Here is a 23,817-nt window from a genome sequence, read left to right on the forward strand (position 1 = left end):
GCCTTTGTAATTTTTCCCTTGCGCGGATTTTCCCCATGAGTTCTGTTGCTGTGTTCAGCAAAGCCTCGCCGTTCGATGCACTGCAGCGCTGGCTACCCAAACTGGTGCTGGCGCCCAGCATGTTCATCGTTCTGGTGGGCTTTTATGGCTATATCCTGTGGACGTTCCTTCTGTCGTTCACTAACTCGACTTTCCTGCCGTCCTACAAATGGGTAGGCCTGGCGCAATACGCACGGTTGTTCGACAACGACCGCTGGTGGGTGGCGAGCAAGAACCTCGCGGTTTTCGGCGGGATGTTCATCGGCATCACCCTGGTAATCGGCGTGCTGCTGGCGGTGTTCCTCGACCAGCGCATCCGCCGCGAAGGTTTTATCCGCACCATTTACCTGTACCCGATGGCGCTCTCGATGATCGTCACCGGTACCGCCTGGAAATGGCTGCTCAACCCAGGCATGGGCCTGGACAAACTGTTGCGTGACTGGGGCTGGGAAGGCTTTCGCCTGGACTGGCTGATCGACCCTGATCGTGTGGTGTATTGCCTGGTGATTGCCGCAGTGTGGCAAGCCTCGGGCTTTATCATGGCGATGTTCCTGGCTGGCCTGCGCGGTGTCGATCAATCGATCATTCGTGCCGCCCAGATCGATGGCGCGAGCATGCCGCGCATCTACTGGAAAGTGGTGCTGCCCAGCCTGCGTCCGGTGTTCTTCAGCGCAGTGATGATTCTGGCGCACATCGCCATCAAGAGTTTTGACCTGGTGGCGGCGATGACTGCCGGTGGTCCGGGCTACTCGTCCGACCTGCCCGCCATGTTCATGTATTCCTTCACCTTCAGTCGCGGTCAGATGGGCATGGGTTCGGCCAGTGCGATTCTGATGCTCGGTGCGATTCTCGCAATCATCGTGCCTTACCTGTACTCCGAGCTGAGGACCAAGCGCAATGACTAGTCTCGCCCATAAATCCTCCATCAGCCTGAGTCGCATCGCGATCTACACGGTGCTGATCCTCGCCGTGCTGCTGTATCTGGTGCCGCTGGTGGTCATGCTGTTGACCAGCTTCAAGACGCCGGAAGACATCAGCACCGGCAACCTGCTGAGCTGGCCGACGGTGGTCAGCGGCATCGGCTGGGTCAAGGCCTGGGCTACGGTCGATGGCTACTTCTGGAACTCGATCAAGATCACCGTCCCGGCGGTACTGATCTCCACTGCCATCGGTGCACTGAACGGCTATGTGCTGTCGATGTGGCGTTTTCGTGGTTCGCAGTTGTTCTTCGGCCTGTTGCTGTTCGGTTGCTTCCTGCCGTTCCAGACCGTACTGCTGCCGGCCTCGTTCACCCTGGGCAAAATGGGCCTGGCCAACACCACCGCCGGCCTGGTGTTCGTGCACGTGGTTTACGGCCTGGCGTTCACCACGCTGTTCTTCCGTAACTACTACGTCAGCATTCCCGATGTGCTGGTGAAGGCTGCACGTTTGGATGGCGCAGGATTTTTCACGATCTTCCGCCTGATCATTTTGCCGATGTCGACTCCGATCATCATGGTCTGCCTGATCTGGCAGTTCACTCAGATCTGGAACGACTTTCTCTTCGGCGTGGTGTTCTCCAGTGGCGACTCGCAGCCCATCACGGTGGCGCTCAATAACCTGGTCAACACCAGTACTGGGGCCAAGGAATACAACGTTGATATGGCAGCGGCGATGATCGCCGGGCTGCCGACCCTGTTGGTCTATGTGATCGCAGGCAAGTATTTCGTGCGCGGGCTGACGGCCGGCGCAGTCAAGGGGTAATCATGGCAACGCTCGAACTTCGCAATGTAAACAAGACTTACGGCGCCGGCCTGCCCGACACCCTGAAGAACATCGAACTGTCGATCAAGGAAGGTGAGTTCCTGATTCTTGTTGGACCTTCGGGTTGCGGCAAGTCGACGCTGATGAACTGCATCGCCGGCCTGGAAAACATCACCGGCGGCGCGATCATGATTGGTGACCAGGACGTCAGCGGCATGAGCCCCAAGGATCGCGACATCGCCATGGTGTTCCAGTCCTACGCGCTGTACCCGACCATGAGCGTGCGCGAGAACATCGAATTCGGTCTGAAAATTCGCAAGATGCCGCAGTCGGCCATCGACGAGGAAGTCGCGCGGGTCGCCAAGCTGCTGCAGATCGAGCACTTGCTCAATCGCAAGCCGGGCCAGTTGTCCGGTGGTCAGCAACAGCGTGTGGCCATGGGCCGCGCGCTGGCCCGTCGGCCGAAGATCTACCTGTTTGACGAACCGCTGTCCAACCTCGACGCCAAGCTGCGGGTCGAGATGCGCACCGAAATGAAACTGATGCACCAGCGTCTGAAAACTACCACCGTCTACGTCACCCACGATCAGATCGAGGCGATGACCCTGGGCGACAAAGTGGCGGTGATGAAGGACGGCATCATTCAGCAGTTCGGCACGCCGAAACAGATCTACAACGATCCGGCCAACCTGTTCGTCGCCAGCTTTATCGGTTCACCGCCAATGAACTTCATTCCACTGCGTTTGCAACGCAAGGATGGCCGCCTGGTGGCGCTGCTGGACAGCGGCCAGGCGCGTTGTGAATTGCCGATGAGCATGAGCGACATCGGCCTTGAAGACCGTGAGGTCATTCTGGGCCTTCGTCCGGAGCAGATCGTGCTGGCGTCCGGCGAGTCGGCGGGCATGCCGACCATTCGTGCCGAGGTACAAGTGACCGAGCCGACCGGGCCGGACACTCTGGTCTTTGTCACGCTCAATGACAGCAAGGTCTGCTGCCGCCTGGCGCCCGATGTGGCACCACAGGTGGGCGAGACCCTGACCCTGCAGTTCGACCCGGCCAAGGTGTTGCTGTTCGACGCGAAGACTGGCGAGCGCCTGGGTACTGTCGCGTCGTTGCCCGCACAGGATCGTGCCGACAACGTCGCCCAGTTCAAGGGACGTTAAGAGCACCGCAAGGGCAGATAACTCATTGTTTTAGATAAAAAATGTAAACCGCGTTAGATAAAAACAGTTTAATAACAATAAAGACGAGGATGTACGGATGAAACAGAAACACATCAATACCCGGCTGATCTGCCAATTGTCGGGTGTGGCAGCACTGGTCTTGTCTGCTAATGCGATGGCGGACGATGCGTTTAGCGCTGATTCCAAGTGGATGACGGGCGATTGGGGTGGTGAGCGGACCAAGCTGATCGAGCAAGGTATCGACATCAAGATGGACTACGTCGGTGAAGTAGGTGCCAACCTCAAGGGCGGCTACAACGACGACAAGACTGCACGTTATTCTGACCAGTACGGCCTGGGCGTGGCGTTGGACCTGGAAAAACTGATCGGCTGGGATAACACCCAGGCCAAGATCCAGGTCACTCACCGTAATGGTCGAAACATTTCCAACGACCGTATCGGCGACCCGCGTGCCGGCACCTTCAGTTCTTCCCAGGAAGTCTGGGGTCGTGGGCAGATGACCCGTCTGACCCAGTTGTGGGTCCAACACCAGTTCCTCGACGGTAAACTGGACGTCAAGGCCGGTTACTTCGGCGAAGGCGAAGACTTCAACACCTTCCCGTGCGAATTCCAGAACCTGGCGTTCTGCGGTTCCCAGGTAGGTAACTGGGTCGGCAGCATCTGGTACAACTGGCCGGTCAGCCAGGCGGCGATCCGCGTGAAGTACAACATCACGCCTGAGTTCTACGCACAGATCGGTGCGTACAACCAGAACCCGTCGCAACTGGAAAGCGGCAACGGCTTCAAGCTCAGCGGCAGTGGTACCAAAGGCACCATCTTGCCAGTTGAACTGGTTTGGTCACCTAAGGTGAACAACCTGCCGGGCGAATACCGTGTCGGTTACTACAAGAGTACCGCCGAGGCCAATGACGTCTATGAAGGCGCCAATGGTGCTCCGCAAAGCCCGAACAACAAGGATTACGCGACCCACAGCAGTAAGCACGGCTACTGGTTCGTGGCCCAACAGCAACTCACCACCCACAACGGTGACGCGTCGCGCGGCCTGAACATCGCAGCCAACGCTACGTTCCATGACAAGGACACCAACACTGTCGACAACTACCAGTCGGTGATGCTGGTGTACAAAGGCGCGTTCGATTCCCGTCCGAAGGATGATATGGGTATTGGTATTGCGCGTATCCACGTGAACGACGATGTTGCGAAGAACGCCAAGTTGGCTAACGCTGTCAACGGTATCGATGACTACGACAACATGGGCTACCGGCCGATTCTCAGCACTGAATACAACGCTGAAATCAACTACGGCTTCCACGTCACCAACTGGCTGACCGTGCGTCCCAACCTGCAATACGTTGTGCATCCAGGTGGCGTGGATAAAGTCGACAACGCCTTGGTCGCCGGCCTGAAAATTCAGTCGGTGTTCTAACGCTGTTGCGATAAGCTCCTTCTCTCTGTGCGCATTTTGCGGATAGCTTTGGCTATCCGTTTTTTTTGGGACGCGTTGTGATGATTTTCAGGACCGTGGCACATGCATGAGCATCCGCTGCAACGCTTTTTCACATCCCTGCGCGAACGTCCGGTGTTTGCGTGGGAGCGCTTTCAGATGCGCGAGGTGCTGGTGATCGACCACCCGCTGTGCCAGGCGGTGTTCAGTCGCCAGGGTGCACAACTGCTGCACTTTCAGCCCAAGGGCCAGAAACCCTGGCTGTGGTGTGCGGCCAAGTGGCCGCAAGTGGGCGGGATCCGTGGTGGCGTGCCGGTGTGTTGGCCATGGTATGGCCGTCACCCCAGCGAAAACGCTTGGCCGTCCCATGGCTGGGCACGATTGATCGACTGGAAACTACTGGACAGCAGCACCGACGACGATGGCGTGCGCTTGCACTGGCAATTGCAGTTGTGCGATTGGCAGGTCGACCTGCATGCGCACCTTGGGGAGAGCCTGGAATTACGCTTGGGTACCGAGCATCAGGACGAACTGCCCTGCCAACTGAGCCACGCTTTGCACGCTTATTGGCGGATTGGCAACGTCGGTGAGGTAGCGCTGTCTGGGCTCGATGGCGTGCAGGGTTATGATCAACTAAGTCGCCAGACGTGCCAGCAGGAAGGTGAGCTGCGGGTCGATGGCGGTTGCCAGCGGGTGTTCCAACATGACGGCGAATTGCATCTAAAGGACCATGCCTGGCAGCGGGAACTGTGCATCGATACCGGCGACAGCACCGACACGGTGGTGTGGCATCCGGGCAGTCGGCCGTTGCTGGGGGTGAGTTTTAACGAGGCGGCGGGGTTTGTCTGCGTTGAGTCGGCGATGGCCGGTACCAGCCTGGCGCCGGGGGAGAGGGCGCATTTGAGTTTGCAGGCGCGGGCGGGAGTCTAGTCCAGAATCTGCAGTGTTGCTGATGCTGTCATCGCGGGCTTGCCCGCGATGAGGCCAGTACTGTCGATAAAGATGTGGCCTAGTTGAACTCATCCCCAACCGGATACCGGCTGGCATTCAAACTCTCTTTGATCTTGCGCAAATGCGGCTGGAAATCCACGCCACGGCGCAAGGTCATGCCGGTGGCCAGCACATCCAGTACCGTCAATTGGATGATCCGCGAAGTCATCGGCATATAGATGTCGGTGTCTTCCGGCAGCGGAATGTTCAGGCTCAGGGTGCTGGCCTTCGCCAGTGGTGAGTTCTCGGCAGTCAGGCCCAGCACCGAAGCGCCGTTTTCCCGGGCAATGCGTGCCACTTCCACCAGTTCACGGGTGCGGCCGGTGTAGGAAATGATCACGAACAACTCCCCGGTGTGGGCCACCGAGGCGAGCATCCGTTGCATCAGCACATCGGCATGGGCCGTCACCGCCAGGTTGAAGCGGAAAAACTTGTGCAGGGCATCCATGGCCACGGGTGCTGAAGCACCGAGGCCGAAGAAGTGAATCTGCCGGGCCTGGATCAGCAGGTCTACAGCTTTGCTGATCAGGTTCGGGTCCAGGGCCTGGCAGGCGCTGTCCAGGGACGCGATGGCGCTGCCAAAGATCTTCTGGGTGTAGGCCTCGGGGTTGTCATCGGGCTCCACGGCGCGGCTGACATACGCGGCGCCACTGGCCAAACTTTGTGCCAGCTGCAATTTAAGTTCAGGGTAACCACTGACGCCGAACGATCGGCAAAAGCGGTTGACCGTCGGTTCGCTGACCGAAGCAGCCTGGGCGAGGGCGGCGATAGAGAAGCGGGTCGCCTGCTGCGGGTTGAGCAGGATGACCTCGGCGACTTTACGTTCAGCCTTGTTCAATTCTTCGAGGCGTTTCTGGATCTGTTCCAGGAGATTTCGCACGCGGTCCATTCAGTGTTTCCTTAGGGCGACGATGCAAATAAGGGTCGTCAACCAATCGACGAGCGGCCCTTTGCGGTGGCCTATCCTACTGAGGGTAGTTGAACACCACCACTTGCAATCAGTAATTCGGGAAAATGTTGTGATTATTACTACATTTTTCCTTGAGTGATGCCTTAAAAAAAGGTATTTGTAGCTTAACTTGATAAAAGAACAAACATCATGCCTTCGATAACCGTAGAACCCTGCACCTTTGCCCTGTTTGGCGCCTTGGGTGATCTGGCGCTGCGCAAGTTGTTTCCTGCCCTCTATCAACTTGATGGTGCCGGGCTCTTGCACGACGATACTCGCATCCTGGCCTTGGCCCGTGAAGCCGGTTCCGAGCAACAGCACCTGGCCTACATCGAGAAAGAATTACGTAAATATGTGGGTCAGGAACTGGACGAAAGCATCGTCCAACGCTTCCTGGCACGCCTGACTTACCTGCACGTCGACTTCATGAAGGTTGACGACTACGTCGCCCTGGCCGAAAAAGCCGGTCACGAGCAGCGTCTGATTGCCTACTTCGCTACCCCAGCAGCAGTGTACGGCGCGATCTGCGAGAACCTGTCCAAGGTCGGCCTTTCGGAAAACACCCGTGTGGTGATGGAAAAACCCATCGGCTCGGACCTGGATTCGTCCCGCAAGGTTAACGACGCCGTCGCGCAGTTTTTTCCGGAAAATCGCACCTACCGTATTGACCATTATCTGGGTAAAGAGACAGTCCAAAACCTCATTGCCCTGCGCTTTGCCAACAGCCTGTTCGAAACCCAGTGGAACCAGAACTACATCTCCCACGTGGAGATCACCGTGGCCGAGAAGGTCGGTATCGAAGGTCGCTGGGGTTATTTCGACAAGGCCGGGCAACTGCGAGACATGATCCAGAACCACCTGTTGCAACTGCTCTGCCTGATTGCCATGGACCCGCCGGCCGACCTGTCCGCCGACAGCATCCGTGACGAGAAAGTCAAAGTGCTCAAGGCTCTGGCGCCTATCAGCCCAGAGGGTCTGACCACCCAGGTGGTGCGTGGCCAGTACATCGCCGGCTACAGCGCCGGCAAGCCGGTGCCGGGTTATCTGGAAGAAGAGAACTCCAACACCCAGAGCGACACCGAAACCTTCGTCGCTCTGCGTGCCGATATTCGTAACTGGCGTTGGGCCGGGGTGCCGTTCTACTTGCGTACCGGCAAGCGCATGCCGCAGAAGCTGTCGCAGATCGTTATCCACTTCAAGGAACCGTCCCACTACATCTTCGCCCCCGAGCAGCGCCTGCAGATCAGCAACAAGTTGATCATCCGCCTGCAACCGGACGAAGGGATTTCCTTACGCGTGATGACTAAAGAGCAGGGCCTGGACAAGGGCATGCAACTGCGCAGCGGGCCGCTGCAACTGAATTTTTCCGACACCTATCGTAGCGCGCGGATTCCCGATGCCTACGAGCGGTTGTTGCTGGAAGTGATGCGCGGCAATCAGAACCTGTTTGTCCGTAAAGATGAAATCGAAGCTGCGTGGAAGTGGTGTGACCAGTTGATCGCCGGCTGGAAAAAGTCCGGTGACGCGCCCAAGCCGTATGCGGCGGGTTCCTGGGGGCCGATGAGCTCCATTGCACTGATTACGCGGGATGGGAGGTCGTGGTATGGCGATATCTGAATTGAAACTGCCTCAGGGCGTTAGCGCCCATGAGTACCGCAGCCCGGTGCTGCTTGCCGAGGGCTTGGCCAATGACGTGGCCGAGCAACTGCGCGCGGCCATCAGTGCCCGTGGCGAGGCGACCCTGGTGGTTTCCGGTGGCCGCAGCCCGGTGGCGTTTTTCCAGAACCTGGCCAAGCAAGGCCTCGACTGGTCCAAGGTGGTTATTACCCTGGCCGACGAGCGCTGGGTGCCGGTGGAACACGCCGACAGCAACGCCGGCCTGTTGAAGACGTATTTGCTGCAAGGCCCGGCGGCCCAGGCCAAGTTTCTGAGCCTGTACAGTGTCGCGGCTAACCTGGAGGCCGCCGCCGAGCAGGCTGATCGCCAGTTGGCAGAGCTGCCTGGGATTGATGTGCTGGTGTTGGGCATGGGCGATGACGGTCACACCGCGTCGCTGTTCCCCAACAGCCCGAACCTGACCGAAGCATTGAAAGTGGACGGCACGCGCCGTTGCTGGCCGATGCTGGCGCCTACCGTGCCTCACCAACGCCTGACCATGAGTCGCGCATTGCTGGCCACCGCCAAGTACACCGTGTTGTCGATTTCCGGCAATTCGAAATTGACCACCCTGAGCGAAGCGCTGGCCAGTGACGATGTCGCTGCCATGCCGGTTCGCGCGTTTTTGCAACCTACTTTAGAGATTTACTGGTGCCCATAAGCCAAGGATCAGCCGCGATGAAAAGCCCTCAACCCACCGTTTCCATGGCGGACAAAGTTGCCCTGATCGACAGCCTCTGCGCCAAGGCGCGGATCTTGCCGGTGATCACCATTGCCCGCGAACAGGACATCCTGCCGTTGGCCGATGCCCTGGCGGCTGGGGGCTTGACCGCATTGGAAGTGACCCTGCGTTCGCAGTTTGGCCTCAAGGCCATCCAGGTGCTGCGCGAGCAGCGCCCGGAGCTAATGACCGGCGCCGGCACTGTGCTGGATCGCTCCATGCTGGCGGCGGCTGAAGCTGCCGGTTCGCAGTTTATCGTCACCCCCGGCATTACCCGTGACCTTCTGGAGGCTTCAGTCGACAGCCCGATTCCGCTGTTGCCAGGCATCAGTAACGCCTCCGGCATCATGGAAGGCTACGGCCTGGGTTATCGCCGCTTCAAGCTGTTCCCGGCGGAAGTGAGCGGTGGCGTCGCCGCCATCAAGGCCCTTGGCGGTCCGTTCGGCGAAGTGAAATTCTGCCCGACTGGCGGCGTAGGCCCGGCCAATATCAAGAGCTACATGGCGTTGAAAAACGTGATGTGCGTGGGCGGTAGCTGGATGCTTGACCCCGAGTGGATCAAGAACGGCGACTGGGCCCGCATTCAGGAATGCACCGCCGAGGCCTTGGCGCTGCTGGACTGATTGGATCTACCGAATCGTTGTTGCTGTGTTCTACGGTTTTTTGCGGTGCCCTTGGTCGGTGCACCGCTTTTTTTTGTCTGGTGAAAATCACGAGCAACGGCTCAACTCGGTAATCGCCTTAACCAGAACACCGATGTCCGTTGCTGAAGTCACAAACCCCGGCGTCACCCGAATACAACTGCCAAATGCCGCCCCGGTGCGGGTTGTGGTGAACAGGTTGTACTCATTCAAGAGCCGATCCACCATCCCCTGCTGATCCACCTGCCCGGTGAACTTGAACGCCGTGATGCCGCAATACAGCCGTGGATCATCCGGCGTCAGCACCTCAACCCCCGGCAATGGCCGCACCTCACGCACCCACAAATCCCGCAGGTAGTTGAGGCGGGCACCTTGGCCTTGGCGCCACCCAATGCTCGATGCTCTTCGAATACCAGTGGCAAGGTCATCAGCGCTGGAATATTCGGCGTGCTGTAGGGCGTGCGGGCGCGTACATCGGTGGTCGGGTAGTGAAACTCGCCCATGTCTGGATCAATGTCCGCCAACCGCCGCGGGTCGATATAGATAAAACCCAGGGTCAACGGCGCGCCGATCCATTTGTGCAGGTTGAAGCCTGCAAAGGCGATGCCCAGCTGTGCCAGGTTGAATTCGATCTGGCCCAGGGCGTGGGCGCCGTCGAGGATGACATCAACGCCGTGTTCCCTGGCTGCTGTGGCAATCGCTTCGACCGGCATCACCAGCCCGGTGCGGTGGGTGACATAGGTCAGGGCCAGCAATTTTAGGCGTGGGTAACGTGCAAAGGCATCGCGGTAGGTCTGCACCAGGCTATCGACGCTGGCCGGATGCGCATGGGCAATCTCGACCACTTCCACCCCACGATGGCGCGCCAGCCAGCGCATGGCGCCTTTGACGGTGTCGTATTCCAGGTCGCTGATCAGCACCTGGTCGCCCGGCTGCAAGCGGTTGTAATTACGGATCAGCGATTGCAACGCATCGGAGGCGCAACGGGTGAGGGCGATGGCTTCGGGATCGGCGTCCAACAAGTGCGCCAACTGGTCACGAACCTCGACGTTTTCGCCCTGCTCGTAATGTTGGCGCACATAGATCGAATTGCTGCGATTGATGAAGGCAACATTGTTCTGATACTGGTCAAGTACCGCACTGCTCATGCGCCCGAAGTAACCGTTTTCCAGGTTGATGGGGCCGGGCTCCAGGTCATAGCGCTGAGCGATGGCCTGCCAGTGAAGTTCGTCGCGGGTGCTGTCTGCGTTCCGTTGCATGGTCGGGCTCCTTTAATGACGAGGGGCGGGCTTGCCGTGTTTGGCGCGTAGCGGCTCCAGCAATTCGGACAGGCCGTTGTGGTCGATTTCCTGCATCAGCGCCAGCAAACCTCCGAGCTCGCCGTGAGGGAAACCTTCACGGGCGAACCAGTTCAGGTATTGGCCAGGCAAGTCGGCGATGATTCGGCCCTTGTACTTGCCGAAGGGCATTTGGCGGGTAATCAGCAGTTCGAGTTTTTCAGGATTCATGGGGCTTCAGGCAATCAGGTCGATACCTTGGAAAATACAGGCATTCTGCATGAAGGCCAAATGACAGATCATGCAAATAAAGCGGATACAGTTTTTTGATAATCTGTAAATATATGAAAAGTAAAGATTATTTAGTTTTTAAAAGCTGGCACGGGCACTGCAGTCACTAAGGCAAGCGTCTTAACCCGGGAAGGAATTGAAAAATGACTGACATCAACAAAGAATCGATCTCCGTTCTCAATGACCTGATCGAAACCAGCAAAGACGGCCAGGAAGGCTTCAAGACCTGCGCCGAAGACATCAAGCATCCAGAACTCAAAGCGCTGTTTCAAAAGCGCTCTGCCGATTGCGCCACCGCTGCTACTGAATTGCAGAGCGCCGTGCGTGCCTTGGGTGGTGATCCGCAAGACTCCGGTAGCGTCAGCGGCGCCTTGCATCGCGGCTGGGTCGACGTGAAGTCTCTGGTGACCGGCAAGGATGAAGAGGCCGTGTTGAACGAAGCCGAGCGCGGTGAAGACCATGCACTGAAGGCCTATAAAGAGGCCATCGAGAAAATCAACAAACATAACTTGCTGGGCATTCGTGATCTGGTTGAACGGCAGTTCCATGGCGTGCAACGCAATCACGATCAGGTAAAAGTCCTGCGTAACCAGGCGCGCGCTCAGTCTTGAGTCGTGTTTGAGTGATAAAAAAACCCCGCAAATGCGGGGTTTTTCATGGGTGGGCGATAATCAGCCGATGCTGATTGCCGGCAACTGAGTCAATGTCACCGTCTGCTGCTTGCGCGGCGCGAGAATCTCCGCTTCGCCATCCACTACCAACTCATCCCTTTGGTTAAACACTTGGGTTGCAATGCGCACCCGGAACTTGGGCAGCTTTTCGAGAATTTCCAGACGCACGGTCAGGGTATCGCCGATTTTCACCGGCTTCTGGAAGGTCATTTGCTGCCCGATATAGATAGTGCCGGGACCAGGCAACTCACATGCCACCGCCGCGCTGATCAGAGCACCGCTGAACATGCCGTGGGCGATACGCTCCTTGAATATGGTTGCCTTGGCAAATTCGGCGTCCAGGTGCACCGGGTTGTGGTCGCCAGACATCGCCGCGAACAGCTGGATATCGCGCTCTTCAACGGTTTTGCTGTAGCTGGCGGTCTGGCCGACTTCGAGAGCTTCGTACGGAGTGTTGGTAACCTGGGTCATCTATTGGTGCATCCTGTGGCTAATCAGTAATCTTAATGCGTTGATTTTAAACGAAATAGTTATTCGCATCGCGCAGGCCGACGATGGTTCACGGCCTGGGTCAGCCACACCAGAACATCGGCTGTGACTGCGTCACGGTTGGTTTCGTTGAATAATTCGTGGCGCGCCTGCGGGTAAATATTCAGCTGCAGGTTCTGGCAGCCGGCTTCACGCAGGGCGTGGGCCAGGTTCTTGAGACGCTTGCCTTCACTGACTGGATCACATTCACCGCCCATCACCAAGATCGGCAGGCCCGGATCGATTTGAGCGAGATTGGACGCTTTGCTGATTTGCTGCAAGCCGCCCAGCAGGTCGATCCATAGCTGGTTGGTGCATCGGAAGCCGCAAAGCGGGTCGTTGACGTACTTGTCGACTTCGTCCGGGGCGCGGCTGAGCCAGTCGAACGCGGTGCGATTGGGCTTGAAAGCCTTGTTGAAAGAGCCGAACGACAGAAACTCGATCAGTGCGCTACGGCCCCTCAGGCCTTGGCGCAGGCGTTCGGCGCGGGCGATCACACGCGCGGCGCGGTATAGCGACACTGGCTGGAAATTCGAGCCACTGAGAATCGCTCCATGCAGGCTGGCGCTGTGGTGCAAAAGATAGGCTTGGGCGATATAGCTGCCCATGCTGTGGCCCAGCAGAATGATTGGCACCCCAGGCGCTTGCTGGCCGATGTGCTGGTTGAGGCTGGCCAGGTCGCCCACCACTTTGTTCCAGCCATCCTTCTCGGCAAACAGCCCGAGGGTGCCTTCGTCGGCGGTCCGGCCATGACCACGCTGGTCGGGGGCGTACAGCCCATAACCGGCGTCACACAGTTCCTGGGCCAGGCGGGTGTAGCGACCACCGTGCTCGGCCATGCCGTGGGCCAACATGATCAACGCCTTGGGCGGCCCGTCCGGGAGCCACTGGTTGACGTACAGGCGGCTGCGGTCATTCGCGGTCAGCCAGAAAGTGGTGTGGTTCATGGCGCTTCCTTTGCTCGGTGTCGTTGCAGTGTATAGCTCATCCGTGGGCAGGCGTCTGATCAGCCCAGGCCTCAGGGACAAGATTCATACAATCAATGACATGACTTTGTGTATTTGCCTGTTTGGCCATAGCTGCTAACGTCCCCAAAGCTCCGCTTTCCATAATCAGCAGTAAGCGGTCGGGCACACTCAGGTAAAAGGACAAGAATAATGCAACCTGATTTCTGGAATGACAAACGCCCGGCGGGCGTTCCCACCGACATCGACCTTAGCGTCTACAAGTCGGTGATCGAAGTTTTCGAGCGTTCCTGCAAGACCTTTGCCGATCGTCCGGCGTTCAGCAACATGGGTGTCACCCTGACTTACGCCGAGCTTGAGCGCCAGAGTGCGGCGTTCGCCGGTTACCTGCAACAGCACACCGACCTTAAGCCGGGCGATCGCATTGCGGTGCAGATGCCCAACGTCCTGCAATACCCGATTGCCGTGTTCGGCGCCTTGCGTGCCGGCCTGATCGTGGTCAATACCAACCCGTTGTACACGCCACGGGAAATGCGTCATCAGTTCAAGGATGCCGGCATTCGCGCCCTGGTTTACCTCAATCTGTTCGGCTCGCGGGTCCAGGAAGTCGCCGCCGATACCGAGATCGAATACCTGATCGAAGCGAAAATGGGCGACCTGATGCCCGCCGTCAAGGGCTGGCTGATCAACACCGTGGTCGACAAAGTGAAGAAAATGGTCCCGGCCTACAGCCTGCCCCAGGCCGTCTCGTTCAAGCGCGCGCTGCGCATGGGCGCTGGCCTGTCGATCACCCTTCACCCGGTGACCCTCGACGACATCGCCGTGCTGCAATACACCGGCGGTACCACCGGCCTGGCCAAGGGCGCGATGCTTACCCACGGCAACCTGGTGGCGAACATGCAGCAGGTGCGCGCCTGCATGTCGCAAATCGGTGACGACGGCCATCCGCTGATCAAGGAGGGGCAGGAGGTGATGATCGCGCCGCTGCCGCTGTACCATATCTATGCCTTCACCGCGAACTGCATGTGCATGATGGTTTCCGGCAACCACAACGTACTGATCACCAACCCCCGAGACATTGGCGGCTTTATCAAGGAGCTGAAAAAGTGGCGCTTTTCCGGGCTGCTGGGGCTCAACACGTTGTTTGTGGCGCTGATGGATCACCCTGATTTCAAGAACGTGGACTTTTCCCATCTCAAGCTCACCAACTCCGGCGGCACCGCATTGGTCAAGGCCACCGCCGAACGTTGGCAGCAACTCACCGGCTGCGCTATTGGCGAGGGTTATGGGCTGACAGAGACCTCGCCGGTGGCCAGTACCAACCCCTATGGCAACAAGTCACGGCTGGGTACGGTCGGCATTCCCGTGCCGGGCACGGCGATGAAAGTCATTGATGATGAAGGCGTGGAGTTGCCATTAGGAGAGCGCGGAGAACTCTGTGTGAAAGGTCCGCAAGTGATGAAGGGCTACTGGCAGCAGCCAGCCGCCACCGCCGAGACCCTGGACGCCGAAGGCTGGCTCAAGACCGGCGACATTGCAGTGATCGACCCCGACGGCTTTGTGCGCATCGTCGATCGCAAGAAGGACCTGATCATTGTTTCGGGCTTTAACGTCTACCCCAATGAAATCGAAGACGTGGTCATGGCCCATCCAAACGTCGCCAGTTGTGCGGTGATCGGGGTGCCAGACGAGCGCACCGGGGAGGCGGTGAAGCTGTTTGTGGTGGCTCGCGCCCAAGGCGTCAGCCTTGAAGAGCTGAAGAGCTACTGCAAGGCCAACTTCACTGGCTACAAGGTGCCCAAACAGATTGTATTGCGTGAGTCGTTGCCGATGACACCAGTAGGTAAGATCTTGCGCAGAGAGCTTCGCGATATCGCCTAGATAGAAGTCAGATCATTCCCACGCTCTGCGTGGGAATGCCGCTTTGGACGCTCCGCGTCAGCTCTTGAGGCTGGGAAAGCCCCATTCCAGAGCCTTTTCTCTGGTTATAGAATCTTTGCTCTAAAAGTGACCATTAGATATTCTTGAGTCATGGTTATGACTGTAGGGCCTGCTTTTGGCTCTAGGCGGCCCTTGGCAAAGCTGCTACTCTCGGCGCGCTTTGTGACCTCTCGGCCTGCTTGAAACAGCCAGACTCACCCTAAAAAATACAAACAAATAATAATCGCATCAAATGCGATGATGAATTCGCGTCGCTGAGGAGTGGGCTTCCATGAACGAAGACTTTTGGAAGGATAAGTACCCCGCCGGGATTGCTACAGAGATCAATCCAGACGAGTATCCAAATATTCAGGCGGTACTGAAACAGTCCTGCCAGCGCTTCGCCAACAAACCGGCTTTCAGCAACCTGGGCAAGACAATCACCTACGGTGAGTTGTACGAGCTGTCCGGAGCGTTTGCCGCGTACCTGCAACAGCATACCGACTTGCAGCCCGGTGATCGAATCGCTGTGCAACTGCCTAACGTTTTGCAATACCCGGTCGCCGTATTTGGTGCTATCCGTGCCGGCCTGATCGTGGTCAATACCAACCCGCTGTACACCGCGCGGGAAATGGAACACCAGTTCAACGACTCCGGGGCCAAGGCCCTGGTCTGCCTGGCCAATATGGCGCACTTGGCAGAAAACGTGGTGCCCAAGACTTCCGTCAAGCATGTGATCGTTACCGAAGTGGCTGACCTGTTGCCGCCGCTCAAGCGGCTGCTGATCAACAGCGTCATCAAGTATGTGAAGAAAATGGTCCCGGCTTATCACTTGCCCAAGGCGATCAAGTTCAACGACGTGCTGGCCAAGGGGTACGGCCAGCCGGTCACCGAAGTCAGCCCCACCAGCGACGACGTGGCGGTGCTGCAATACACCGGCGGCACCACCGGCGTGGCCAAGGGCGCGATGCTGACGCACCGCAACCTGGTGTCCAACATGCTGCAGTGCAAGGCGCTGATGGGTTCCAACCTCAACGAAGGTTGCGAGATCCTGATCACGCCGCTGCCGCTGTACCACATCTATGCCTTCACCTTTCATTGTATGGCAATGATGCTGATCGGCAACCACAACATCCTGATCAGCAACCCGCGCGACCTGCCGGCGATGGTCAAGGAGTTGTCTAAGTGGAAGTTCAGTGGCTTTGTCGGCCTGAACACACTGTTTGTTGCCTTGTGCAACAACGAAGGTTTCCGCAAGCTGGACTTCTCTGCGCTGAAAGTCACCCTGTCCGGAGGCATGGCCCTGCAACTAGCGGCGGCCGAGCGTTGGAAAGCGGTCACCGGCTGCTCCATCTGCGAAGGCTACGGCATGACCGAAACCAGCCCGGTGGCCACCGTCAATCCGATCCAGCACATCCAGATTGGCACCATCGGTATTCCGGTGCCATCGACCTTGTGCAAGATCATCACCGATGACGGCGTGGAGTTGGCCCTGGGGGAAATCGGCGAGCTGTGCGTCAAGGGCCCGCAAGTGATGAAAGGCTACTGGCAGCGCCCGGACGCCACCGCCGAAGTCCTTGACAGCGAAGGCTGGTTGAAGACCGGTGACATCGCGATTATCCAGCCAGACGGCTACATGCGCATCGTCGACCGCAAGAAGGACATGATTCTGGTCTCTGGTTTCAACGTCTACCCCAACGAACTGGAAGACGTACTGGCCGGCCTGCCGGGCGTGCTGCAATGCGCGGCCATCGGTGTGCCGGACGAGAAGTCCGGAGAGATCATCAAGATCTTCATCGTGGTCAAGCCGGGCGCCACCCTGACCAAAGAACAGGTGATGGAGCACATGCGCGCCAACGTCACCGGCTACAAGGTGCCCAAGGCCGTGGAGTTCCGCGATGCATTGCCGACCACCAACGTTGGCAAGATCCTGCGACGAGAGTTGCGCGATGAAGAACTGAAGAAACTGGGTATGAAGAAGTAACACGCCATCCAACAAAAAGCCCCGCATTTGCGGGGCTTTTTGTTGAGTGATCGTTCCTGCGCTCTGGTCTGCGTGGGGACGATCAGTGTCAGAACATGAATTGCGTAAAGCTCACACCGGCACCTGCCGGGCGTACATCTTTCAGGAACGAATCCTTGTCGGCGCTCAGCTCCAGGGTAATCTCCGGCTTGCGCTTGCCAGCATTGCGCACCACCAACCCTTCAAGCTTTTCACGCAGGAACGCCGTCGGCACTTTCAAGTGCAGCAACTGGTCGCTGTCTGCGTTGTGCATCAACAAATGAATCCACTCGTACTGGCCCACGGCAATACGGCCCACCGGCAGGTCGAACCACCAGATGTTGCGTTTGCGGTCCAGGTCGGTGAAGTGGCAGTTGTTGACGCCGAGCACGGCACCGCCCAGTTCCAGGTTTCTGCGGGCGATGGCCTGTGTTTTATTGAGTTTCATAACCTTCCTACGGGATCTGTTATTCAGCGTTTGAGCCTGAATGTGCCGGGCATTCTCGTGGGTTGGCCGCAAAACATAAAGCCAAACCTGTGCAGTGCGATGAAATGCCTGGGTAAAAATAATTGAAACTCTGCACAAAGGCCCAGGGTCAACCCTTGCGTAATGACCAAAACCCTTGAATGTTCACAGGAGTAATACCATGGGCAGCACAGCGGATAAGGCAAAAGGTTTGGCGAACGAAGCCATCGGCAACATTAAGCAAGGTGTCGGTAACGCTACTGACAACGATAAGTTGCAGGTCGAAGGCAAGGTTCAGGAAAAGAAAGGCGAAGCTCAGCAAGCCGTCGGCAAGGCCAAGGATGCGGTAAAGAAAACCATCGATAAAGCCTGACCCGGTTGACTGCACTTGAGCAGCGAGGCGGCCATCTACGGATGGCCGTTTTTGTGTCACACGCAGTGATTAAAGTTTCGAAATTGTTTCAATGTCGCCAAATAGGCTACTTTGATGTAGAAAACGGCCCCTGAGTCGCCCACGAACTCAACCTTTTGCGGCGAAAGGAGACGCTATGATTTTTCCAGTATTAAAAGATCTGCCGCTGCATCGCGTGCTGATGCGCACCATCACCGAGTTCGTCGATGACGAGATGCCTACCTACGCCTCGGCACTGGCCTACCAGATGCTGTTCTCGCTGTTTCCTTTCTTGCTGTTCCTCATTGCGCTGATCGGTTTCCTGCACCTGCCGGACTTTTTTACCTGGCTGCGCCTGCAGTCGGAGTTGGTGTTGCCGCCCCAGGCCCTGGAGCAGGTCAACCCGGTGATTGACCAGTTGCAGCAATCCAAGGGCGGCTTGCTGTCGGTGGGTATCGTCATTGCGCTGTGGACGGCCTCTGCGGGCGTGCGCCTGATGATGAGTGCAATGAACGCCGCCTACGACGTGGTCGAAGGCCGGCCGATCTGGAAGCGTTTCCCCCTGTCGATTTTCTACACCGTGGGCATCGCCGGCATGTTGCTGGCCGCAGCCGCGCTGATGGTCCTCGGGCCGCAAGTGATGGAATGGCTGGCGATGCAGATCGGCATGCAGGAATTCGTGGTCACCTTGTGGACCATCCTGCGCTGGCCATTGATCGTAATCTTGCTGATGTTCGCTGTGGCGTTGATGTACTACGTGATGCCCGACGTGAAACAGAAATTCCGCTTTATCACCCCAGGTTCCGTGCTGGCGGTGGTGGTGTGGATCATCGCGTCCCTGGGCTTTGGCTATTACGTCAAAACCTTTGCCGACTACAACGCCATGTATGGCAGTATCGGCGCGATCATCGTCTTGCTCCTGTACTTCTACATTTCAGCGGCCGTGCTGTTGCTCGGCGCAGAGATGAATGCGGTGATCGAGCACATGTCCACCGAAGGCAAGGCTCCTGGTGAAAAGGACTTCGGCGAACACGATGAAAAACAGCACGTCTCGGGCCTTGGCCGGGACCATTCGCACCCACTACCAACGAAGCCTGAACATGATTCGTGAAATCCTGAAAATGGGCGACGAGCGCCTGCTGCGTATCGCGCCACCGGTCCCGCTGGAAATGTTCGACAGCCCTGAGTTGTGGCAGTTGATCGACGACATGTTCCAGACCATGGAGCACGTTGGCGGCGTGGGCCTGGCCGCACCGCAGATTGGCGTCGACCTGCAACTGGTAATCTTTGGTTTCGAGAGCAGCGAACGCTACCCGGATGCCCCGGGGGTGCCTCAGACCATTCTGATCAATCCGCTGATCACGCCGCTAAGCCCGGTGCTGGAAGAGGGTTATGAAGGTTGCCTGTCGGTGCCTGGCTTGCGCGGCGCGGTGGACCGCTATCAACAGATTCGCTACGAAGGCTTTGATCCCAAGGGCGAGCCGATTGTGCGCATTGCCGACGGCTTTCATGCGCGGGTGGTGCAGCATGAGTGCGATCACCTGATCGGTCGGTTGTACCCGTCGCGGATCACCGACTTCAGCAAGTTTGGATTTATTGATGTGATGTTTCCGGATATGGATCCTACTGCCGATGAGTGATCCGGCTCACACGGTGCGGCCAACGTAGCCTCGCTGGGGCTCGACAACTGCGTCAGTTGCTGTCTTCAAGATGTGTAGATATCTATGCGCATCGGTCGCAGCAGCTCACAACCGCCGATCACACATTATCGTCGGTCGACCGTCTCCAACGGTTCCAAGCCCATGGCGATCATTGGCTTGTTGCGTTTGTAGCGCGCCAGTCGTTCCGCCAGAGACTGCGGCAGCACTGTTTCCTGAGTAAACCCGATCCCCTGATAAAACCCTTCAAGCTCCGGATGGCAGAATAGCCAAACGGTGCCTTCGACCGGCGCAACGGCCTCACGAATTAGTCGCGCCGCGAGCCCCTGCCTACGGCACAACGGCTCGACAAACAGCCCGGTCAGCCATTGCCCGCCGACCACAGGGCTCAAGCACAATCCGGCGACAATCTCGCTGTGCCGAGCCACCCACAATTGCCCGCCCTTGACGGCTTTCATCGGCGAATTGTGGCTGCGGTAAAACTTGTTCAGCAGCGGCCATAAAGGCTCTGCCAGCAGATCAATATGCAACTCAGGCATGGTTTTTTGACAGCCGTGATCGTGGGCCGGGGATTATAAGTCGGGCAAAGCACCTTCTGTCGGGCAATAGGTGTTATACCCCTTGTTACATCCCCTGTAAGTGGAGCACGCATCATGGCCAAAGGCATGGATTCAAAGAAAGCCGCGAAGAAAAAACCGGCAAAGACCGCCGATGAAAAACGCGCCGACAAGAAAACCAAAAAATCCGAAGCGGGTTTGTTTGGGCATTGATTCTCGGTAGTCACCGCAACATCTGCTTCTAAGCTAAGCACCAAACGATCTGCAAGATTTCCCCGTCTCATTGCACAGAGCAGGATGAAGCCGACTTTTTCGTCGGCCCAGCCTGCCCTGAGCCCGCCGATGTCCAATTACCTCGATGAAACCCAACGCCAGGAAATCGAAGCCCTGGAGCAAAGCTTCACCGCCCGCACGGAATGGCCTACCTGGCTGTTACTGATCGGCGTCTATGCCAGCTGGATCGTGGTGATTCTCGCCAGCTCCTGGCTCGGCTTGTGGTTGAGCACCGCCTTGTTGATCCCGATTGTGGTGCTCTGGCTGTCCCTGCAACACGAACTGCTGCATGGCCATCCCACCCGCTTCAATACCCTGAACAAAGTTCTCGGCTACGCGCCCCTGGCGGTCTGGTATCCCTACACCCTGTACCGCGACAGCCACCTGTTGCACCACCGCGACGAAGACTTGACCATTCCCGGCCTCGACCCGGAAAGCCGCTACCTCAACCAGCAACAATGGGCAGGCAGTTCCCGTTTCGAACGCGGGCTGCATTGGCTTAACAAAACCATCGTCGGACGTTTCCTGCTGGGCGCGCCCCTGGCCTTGTGGGCGTTGGGGTGGGAAGCGTTGCAGCGCTTGCGTCAAGGCCAGCGCCAGGCCTGGTTGATGTGGCTGACCCACGGCACTCTGACCCTGCTGATGCTGGCCTTCATCGCCCGCTACAGCGCGCTGCCGGTATGGCATTACCTGGCGCTGGTCAGCGTGCCGGCCTTGTCGGTGGCGATGATCCGTTCCTACTACGAACACCGCCCGCACCCGCAACCCGAACAGCGCACGGTGATCAACGAAGCCGGGTGGCCCTGGACCTGGTTGTTCCTCAACCTCAATCTGCATCTGGTACACCACGACGTGCCGAAACTGCCGTGGTATTTCCTGCCGAGGGTCTACCGTGCGCGCCGCGAACAATGGCAGGCTCGCAGTGGCGGTTTTGTGGTGCAGGGTTATGGTCGGTTGATCGGCCGCCACGGACTCAAGGCCATCGACAGCCCACGGCATCCCTTTGTTTGAAGAGGTAGGCATGAGCGAACACTACGCTGAGTTGCTGATGTACACGGCGCCGCAACAGGTCGTGCAGGCCAACGAGCAATGGCTGACGCGCATCCTTCAACACGTGGGCGCGACGCGCCTGAATGCCGGCCACCTTGACTTGTTAAGCCTGTGGTGTGCTCCCAAGCTGCTGTTGACGCAAACCTGCGGCTATCCGCTGATGACCCAGTTGCGCGGCCAAGTGCGCGTTATCGGTCGGCCCCGCTATGAACTGCCCGACAGCAGCGCGGGCAATCATTGCAGCTTGCTGCTGACTCGCAACGACAATCCCCGGATAACCTTGGCGGACTTCTACGCCAGTCGCGGCGTGATCAATGGCGAAGACTCCAACAGCGGCATGAACCTGTTGCGCGAGCGCCTGGCGCCCCTGCATCGCCAGGGTCGGTTCTTCGCCAGCGTCGCCATCAGCGGCGGGCATCGCGACAGCCTGCGCTGGTTGCGCGAGGACCGTGCGGACCTGGCTGCCATCGACAGCGTGACCTTCGCCTACCTGGCGCGGTTTGCTCCAGAGGAAGTCGCCGGGCTGCGCATCGTCACTCGCAGCGCGATCAGTCCGACGCTGCCCTACATCGGCGCGTTGGGCTTGAATGATGAGCAAGTCGCAAGGGTTCGTCAGGCGATGAACCTGGCGTTGCAGGACTTGCCCCAAGTGGTTGAAGTCCTTGGTGTGCAGGAAGTGCTTCCTGCCAGCGAAGCGGATTACCAGACTCTATTGGATTACCAGCAGCAGGCCCGGTCGGCGGGTTTTGCGAAACTTCAATAAAGTTATATAAAAATACCCTTTAAATATTATTAAAGAATAAGCAGCCTTGCTAGGATCGCTTCACCGGAACACCGGACATACCGTGCAACCTTCTCAAATGGAGCCACTATGTCCGGCGCCGACACTTCTCACAGCGACTACGTGGGCGGATTGTTCCGCAGTCATTACGATTGGCTGTGCAGCCGTTTGCATCGGCACCTGGATTCCCGCGCCCACGCCGAAGACATTGCCGCCGACACCTTTGTCCAACTCCTGAGTTCCCCCGGCGTGGTGCCGATCCGCCAGCCCCGCGCCTTGCTGACCACCATTGCCCAACGCTTGATGTATCAGCTTTGGCGCCGCCGCGACCTGGAACGCGCCTATCTCGACGCCTTGGAGCACGACGAACAATCGTCGGCGCCTTCGCCCGAAGACCTGGCGCAAATGCTCGAAGCCTTGCAGGCCATCGATCAGTTGCTCGACGGCCTGCCGGCCAAGGTCAAGGCAACCTTTCTGCTGTCGCAACTCAATGGCCTGACCTACCCGCAAATTGCCGCAGAACTGGGGATTTCCCAGCGCTCGGTCAGCGACTACATGACCCGCGCCGTCAATCGTTGCCTGCGGCTGTGCCTGGAATGAATGACGAACTGATCGACAGCGCTACCCGCTGGATCGTCCTGCTGCGCTCGGGTCAGGCCAGTGCCGCCGACTGGCAGCGCTATCACCAATGGCGTGCTGAAGATCCCCGTCATGAAATCCTGTGCCAACAGCTCGAAACTCGCCTCGACGTATTTCAGATACCGCTGGCCCAGGGCGTCAGCGGCAAGGTGTTGCAGCGGGCGCTGGACGCACCCGCCAGCCGACGCACGTTGTTACGCGGCGCCTTGATCGGTGCTGGCGTGGTGCTAGGCGCCAGCCTGCTGGCAAAGCCCTTGGGCGTGCCCCTTACAGAGTTGATGGCCGATGTGCGCACTGGCACCGGCGAACGGCGCACGGTGGCGTTGGCCGACGGCAGCGAGTTGTTGCTCAATGCCCGCAGCGCGGCAGACATCCAGTTCGACCCGCAACGCCGGTTGGTGCGTCTGCGAGACGGGGAGTTGCTGGTGAAAATCGCCAATGACACGAGCAGGCCGTTTTTGATCCAGACCGATCAAGCGCGACTGCGGGCCTATGGTAATCGCCTGTTGCTGCGTGAGCGGGAAGGGCAGGGCCATGTCGTGGCGCTCAATGGCTCCCTGGAAATCGACGGCCAGAATGGCGAACGCCTGCAGTTGATGGCCGGGCACGAGGTCAGTTACGACCGTTATGGGTTTGGTCAGGTGCAGCCCAGTTCGAAGGGCGCAACGGCCTGGATCGACGGCTTCCTGCAAGTGCGCGACCGGCCGCTGGCTGAGGTCCTCGACGCCTTGCGCCTCTATCACAACGGCGTGCTGCGCCTCGATCCCGCTGTGGCCGGGTTGCGGGTCAGCGGCCTGTACCGGCTGGACAATCCCCAGCAAATTCTCGACACCCTGGCGCGCACTTTACCGATTCACATTACCCGCCGGACGGGGTTGTGGGTGACTGTCGGTGCGGCCTGAAGACCACTACAAACCCAATGAGCACGAGCGCCTACAGAAAATGGGGCTCTCGCATTGGAATGTGTCGGGTCCAAAGGTC

24 protein-coding genes and 1 pseudogene are annotated in these 23,817 nt (G+C 58.3%); 18 read left to right on the top strand and 7 right to left on the bottom strand.

What is annotated here, in order from left to right:
* Positions 1–35 precede the first annotated feature (35 nt).
* The 5 genes from FQ182_RS22785 (at position 36) to FQ182_RS22805 (ending at position 5,340) form a co-directional block, all read left to right on the top strand.
* On the top strand, positions 36–944 hold the full coding sequence (locus FQ182_RS22785; protein WP_133099514.1) for a carbohydrate ABC transporter permease: 909 nt from the start codon (positions 36–38) through the stop codon (positions 942–944).
* Positions 937–1,782 (top strand): carbohydrate ABC transporter permease, encoded by an 846-nt coding sequence (locus FQ182_RS22790; protein WP_149413782.1) that lies wholly within the window; start codon positions 937–939, stop codon positions 1,780–1,782. Before FQ182_RS22785 ends, FQ182_RS22790 begins: the two co-directional genes overlap by 8 nt.
* 2 nt (positions 1,783–1,784) lie before the next feature.
* The gene (locus FQ182_RS22795) at positions 1,785–2,945 is read left to right on the top strand and encodes an ABC transporter ATP-binding protein (RefSeq protein WP_149413783.1); all 1,161 of its coding nucleotides are present in this window, start codon (positions 1,785–1,787) and stop codon (positions 2,943–2,945) included.
* A gap of 97 nt (positions 2,946–3,042) precedes the next feature.
* The gene (locus FQ182_RS22800; protein WP_149413784.1) at positions 3,043–4,392 is read left to right on the top strand and encodes a carbohydrate porin; all 1,350 of its coding nucleotides are present in this window, start codon (positions 3,043–3,045) and stop codon (positions 4,390–4,392) included.
* A 102-nt stretch (positions 4,393–4,494) separates the two neighbouring features.
* The gene (locus tag FQ182_RS22805) at positions 4,495–5,340 is read left to right on the top strand and encodes a D-hexose-6-phosphate mutarotase (RefSeq protein ID WP_149413785.1); all 846 of its coding nucleotides are present in this window, start codon (positions 4,495–4,497) and stop codon (positions 5,338–5,340) included.
* 79 nt (positions 5,341–5,419) lie between these two features.
* Here FQ182_RS22805 and FQ182_RS22810 read toward each other — a convergent pair whose 3' ends face one another.
* A complete protein-coding gene (locus tag FQ182_RS22810; protein ID WP_178114508.1) occupies positions 5,420–6,280 on the bottom strand; it encodes a MurR/RpiR family transcriptional regulator in 861 nt (286 codons plus the stop codon).
* A 219-nt stretch (positions 6,281–6,499) separates the two neighbouring features.
* On the opposite strand from FQ182_RS22810, the gene zwf reads away from it, so the two are divergent.
* The 3 genes from zwf to FQ182_RS22825 are packed head-to-tail and all read left to right on the top strand — an operon-like array spanning position 6,500 to position 9,349.
* Positions 6,500–7,966 (top strand): glucose-6-phosphate dehydrogenase, encoded by a 1,467-nt coding sequence (gene zwf, locus FQ182_RS22815; protein WP_149413786.1) that lies wholly within the window; start codon positions 6,500–6,502, stop codon positions 7,964–7,966.
* On the top strand, positions 7,953–8,666 hold the full coding sequence (pgl, locus tag FQ182_RS22820) for a 6-phosphogluconolactonase (RefSeq protein WP_149413787.1): 714 nt from the start codon (positions 7,953–7,955) through the stop codon (positions 8,664–8,666). Before zwf ends, pgl begins: the two co-directional genes overlap by 14 nt.
* Before the next feature lie 17 nt (positions 8,667–8,683).
* Positions 8,684–9,349 (top strand): bifunctional 4-hydroxy-2-oxoglutarate aldolase/2-dehydro-3-deoxy-phosphogluconate aldolase, encoded by a 666-nt coding sequence (locus tag FQ182_RS22825; RefSeq protein WP_149413788.1) that lies wholly within the window; start codon positions 8,684–8,686, stop codon positions 9,347–9,349.
* Positions 9,350–9,436: 87 nt separating this feature from the next.
* Here the strand turns inward: FQ182_RS22825 and FQ182_RS22830 are convergent.
* Both FQ182_RS22830 and FQ182_RS22835 read right to left on the bottom strand, forming a co-directional pair.
* A pseudogene (locus FQ182_RS22830) lies at positions 9,437–10,626 on the bottom strand (aminotransferase class V-fold PLP-dependent enzyme).
* A gap of 12 nt (positions 10,627–10,638) precedes the next feature.
* A complete protein-coding gene (locus FQ182_RS22835) occupies positions 10,639–10,875 on the bottom strand; it encodes a DUF3820 family protein (RefSeq protein ID WP_017340422.1) in 237 nt (78 codons plus the stop codon).
* A gap of 203 nt (positions 10,876–11,078) precedes the next feature.
* On the opposite strand from FQ182_RS22835, the gene FQ182_RS22840 reads away from it, so the two are divergent.
* The gene (locus tag FQ182_RS22840) at positions 11,079–11,546 is read left to right on the top strand and encodes a PA2169 family four-helix-bundle protein (protein WP_149413789.1); all 468 of its coding nucleotides are present in this window, start codon (positions 11,079–11,081) and stop codon (positions 11,544–11,546) included.
* A gap of 60 nt (positions 11,547–11,606) precedes the next feature.
* Here the strand turns inward: FQ182_RS22840 and FQ182_RS22845 are convergent, their stop codons facing one another.
* Together FQ182_RS22845 and FQ182_RS22850 are read right to left on the bottom strand one after the other, a co-directional pair.
* Positions 11,607–12,077, bottom strand: a complete 471-nt coding sequence (locus FQ182_RS22845) for a MaoC family dehydratase (protein ID WP_149413790.1) — start codon at positions 12,075–12,077, stop codon at positions 11,607–11,609.
* A gap of 59 nt (positions 12,078–12,136) precedes the next feature.
* A complete protein-coding gene (locus FQ182_RS22850) occupies positions 12,137–13,081 on the bottom strand; it encodes an alpha/beta hydrolase (protein ID WP_149413791.1) in 945 nt (314 codons plus the stop codon).
* Positions 13,082–13,291: 210 nt separating this feature from the next.
* Here FQ182_RS22850 and fadD2 point away from each other — a divergent pair, with 210 nt between their 5' ends.
* Positions 13,292–14,980, top strand: a complete 1,689-nt coding sequence (gene fadD2, locus FQ182_RS22855; RefSeq protein ID WP_149413792.1) for a long-chain-fatty-acid--CoA ligase FadD2 — start codon at positions 13,292–13,294, stop codon at positions 14,978–14,980.
* A gap of 331 nt (positions 14,981–15,311) precedes the next feature.
* Entirely contained in the window at positions 15,312–17,003 is a 1,692-nt protein-coding gene (gene fadD1, locus FQ182_RS22860) for a long-chain-fatty-acid--CoA ligase FadD1 (RefSeq protein WP_149413793.1), read from the top strand.
* Between the two features lie 88 nt (positions 17,004–17,091).
* Here fadD1 and FQ182_RS22865 read toward each other — a convergent pair whose 3' ends face one another.
* Positions 17,092–17,469 carry a hypothetical protein gene (locus FQ182_RS22865; RefSeq protein WP_149413794.1) on the bottom strand — a complete coding sequence of 126 codons (378 nt, stop codon included), beginning with the start codon at positions 17,467–17,469 and terminating at the stop codon, positions 17,092–17,094.
* A 199-nt stretch (positions 17,470–17,668) separates the two neighbouring features.
* On the opposite strand from FQ182_RS22865, the gene FQ182_RS22870 reads away from it, so the two are divergent.
* From FQ182_RS22870 to def, 3 genes are all read left to right on the top strand, one after another.
* On the top strand, positions 17,669–17,860 hold the full coding sequence (locus tag FQ182_RS22870; protein ID WP_149413795.1) for a CsbD family protein: 192 nt from the start codon (positions 17,669–17,671) through the stop codon (positions 17,858–17,860).
* A gap of 175 nt (positions 17,861–18,035) precedes the next feature.
* Positions 18,036–18,989, top strand: coding sequence for a YihY/virulence factor BrkB family protein (locus FQ182_RS22875; RefSeq protein ID WP_149413796.1), 954 nt, complete (start codon positions 18,036–18,038; stop codon positions 18,987–18,989).
* Entirely contained in the window at positions 18,979–19,518 is a 540-nt protein-coding gene (gene def / locus FQ182_RS22880) for a peptide deformylase (RefSeq protein WP_149413797.1), read from the top strand. The genes FQ182_RS22875 and def overlap by 11 nt, the downstream gene beginning before the upstream one ends.
* Before the next feature lie 125 nt (positions 19,519–19,643).
* Here def and FQ182_RS22885 read toward each other — a convergent pair whose 3' ends face one another.
* Positions 19,644–20,075: a GNAT family N-acetyltransferase gene (locus FQ182_RS22885; RefSeq protein WP_149413798.1), complete on the bottom strand. Its 432-nt coding sequence runs from the start codon at positions 20,073–20,075 to the stop codon at positions 19,644–19,646.
* A gap of 360 nt (positions 20,076–20,435) precedes the next feature.
* Between FQ182_RS22885 and FQ182_RS22890 the strand changes: the two genes are divergently transcribed.
* The 4 genes from FQ182_RS22890 to FQ182_RS22905 all read left to right on the top strand — a co-directional run bounded on the left by FQ182_RS22890 (position 20,436) and on the right by FQ182_RS22905 (position 23,738).
* Positions 20,436–21,377: a fatty acid desaturase gene (locus FQ182_RS22890; RefSeq protein WP_149413842.1), complete on the top strand. Its 942-nt coding sequence runs from the start codon at positions 20,436–20,438 to the stop codon at positions 21,375–21,377.
* A gap of 10 nt (positions 21,378–21,387) precedes the next feature.
* Entirely contained in the window at positions 21,388–22,179 is a 792-nt protein-coding gene (locus FQ182_RS22895) for a phosphate/phosphite/phosphonate ABC transporter substrate-binding protein (RefSeq protein ID WP_149413799.1), read from the top strand.
* Between the two features lie 108 nt (positions 22,180–22,287).
* Positions 22,288–22,797 (top strand): sigma-70 family RNA polymerase sigma factor, encoded by a 510-nt coding sequence (locus FQ182_RS22900; protein ID WP_149413800.1) that lies wholly within the window; start codon positions 22,288–22,290, stop codon positions 22,795–22,797.
* Positions 22,794–23,738 (top strand): FecR domain-containing protein, encoded by a 945-nt coding sequence (locus FQ182_RS22905; protein ID WP_149413801.1) that lies wholly within the window; start codon positions 22,794–22,796, stop codon positions 23,736–23,738. Before FQ182_RS22900 ends, FQ182_RS22905 begins: the two co-directional genes overlap by 4 nt.
* Positions 23,739–23,817: the final 79 nt, after the last annotated feature.

Origin of the sequence: Pseudomonas sp. ANT_H4 (assembly GCF_008369295.1) — a bacterium.
In the GTDB taxonomy this organism is placed as follows: domain Bacteria; phylum Pseudomonadota; class Gammaproteobacteria; order Pseudomonadales; family Pseudomonadaceae; genus Aquipseudomonas.

Coding starts and splice junctions, on each gene's coding strand:
- FQ182_RS22785 (WP_133099514.1), top strand. CDS start 36: ATGAGTTCTGTTGCTGTGTTCAGCAAAGCCTCGCCGTTCGATGCACTG.
- FQ182_RS22790 (WP_149413782.1), top strand. CDS start 937: ATGACTAGTCTCGCCCATAAATCCTCCATCAGCCTGAGTCGCATCGCG.
- FQ182_RS22795 (WP_149413783.1), top strand. CDS start 1,785: ATGGCAACGCTCGAACTTCGCAATGTAAACAAGACTTACGGCGCCGGC.
- FQ182_RS22800 (WP_149413784.1), top strand. CDS start 3,043: ATGAAACAGAAACACATCAATACCCGGCTGATCTGCCAATTGTCGGGT.
- FQ182_RS22805 (WP_149413785.1), top strand. CDS start 4,495: ATGCATGAGCATCCGCTGCAACGCTTTTTCACATCCCTGCGCGAACGT.
- zwf (WP_149413786.1), top strand. CDS start 6,500: ATGCCTTCGATAACCGTAGAACCCTGCACCTTTGCCCTGTTTGGCGCC.
- pgl (WP_149413787.1), top strand. CDS start 7,953: ATGGCGATATCTGAATTGAAACTGCCTCAGGGCGTTAGCGCCCATGAG.
- FQ182_RS22825 (WP_149413788.1), top strand. CDS start 8,684: ATGAAAAGCCCTCAACCCACCGTTTCCATGGCGGACAAAGTTGCCCTG.
- FQ182_RS22835 (WP_017340422.1), bottom strand. CDS start 10,875: ATGAATCCTGAAAAACTCGAACTGCTGATTACCCGCCAAATGCCCTTC.
- FQ182_RS22840 (WP_149413789.1), top strand. CDS start 11,079: ATGACTGACATCAACAAAGAATCGATCTCCGTTCTCAATGACCTGATC.
- FQ182_RS22845 (WP_149413790.1), bottom strand. CDS start 12,077: ATGACCCAGGTTACCAACACTCCGTACGAAGCTCTCGAAGTCGGCCAG.
- FQ182_RS22850 (WP_149413791.1), bottom strand. CDS start 13,081: ATGAACCACACCACTTTCTGGCTGACCGCGAATGACCGCAGCCGCCTG.
- fadD2 (WP_149413792.1), top strand. CDS start 13,292: ATGCAACCTGATTTCTGGAATGACAAACGCCCGGCGGGCGTTCCCACC.
- fadD1 (WP_149413793.1), top strand. CDS start 15,312: ATGAACGAAGACTTTTGGAAGGATAAGTACCCCGCCGGGATTGCTACA.
- FQ182_RS22865 (WP_149413794.1), bottom strand. CDS start 17,469: ATGAAACTCAATAAAACACAGGCCATCGCCCGCAGAAACCTGGAACTG.
- FQ182_RS22870 (WP_149413795.1), top strand. CDS start 17,669: ATGGGCAGCACAGCGGATAAGGCAAAAGGTTTGGCGAACGAAGCCATC.
- FQ182_RS22875 (WP_149413796.1), top strand. CDS start 18,036: ATGATTTTTCCAGTATTAAAAGATCTGCCGCTGCATCGCGTGCTGATG.
- def (WP_149413797.1), top strand. CDS start 18,979: ATGATTCGTGAAATCCTGAAAATGGGCGACGAGCGCCTGCTGCGTATC.
- FQ182_RS22885 (WP_149413798.1), bottom strand. CDS start 20,075: ATGCCTGAGTTGCATATTGATCTGCTGGCAGAGCCTTTATGGCCGCTG.
- FQ182_RS22890 (WP_149413842.1), top strand. CDS start 20,436: ATGTCCAATTACCTCGATGAAACCCAACGCCAGGAAATCGAAGCCCTG.
- FQ182_RS22895 (WP_149413799.1), top strand. CDS start 21,388: ATGAGCGAACACTACGCTGAGTTGCTGATGTACACGGCGCCGCAACAG.
- FQ182_RS22900 (WP_149413800.1), top strand. CDS start 22,288: ATGTCCGGCGCCGACACTTCTCACAGCGACTACGTGGGCGGATTGTTC.
- FQ182_RS22905 (WP_149413801.1), top strand. CDS start 22,794: ATGAATGACGAACTGATCGACAGCGCTACCCGCTGGATCGTCCTGCTG.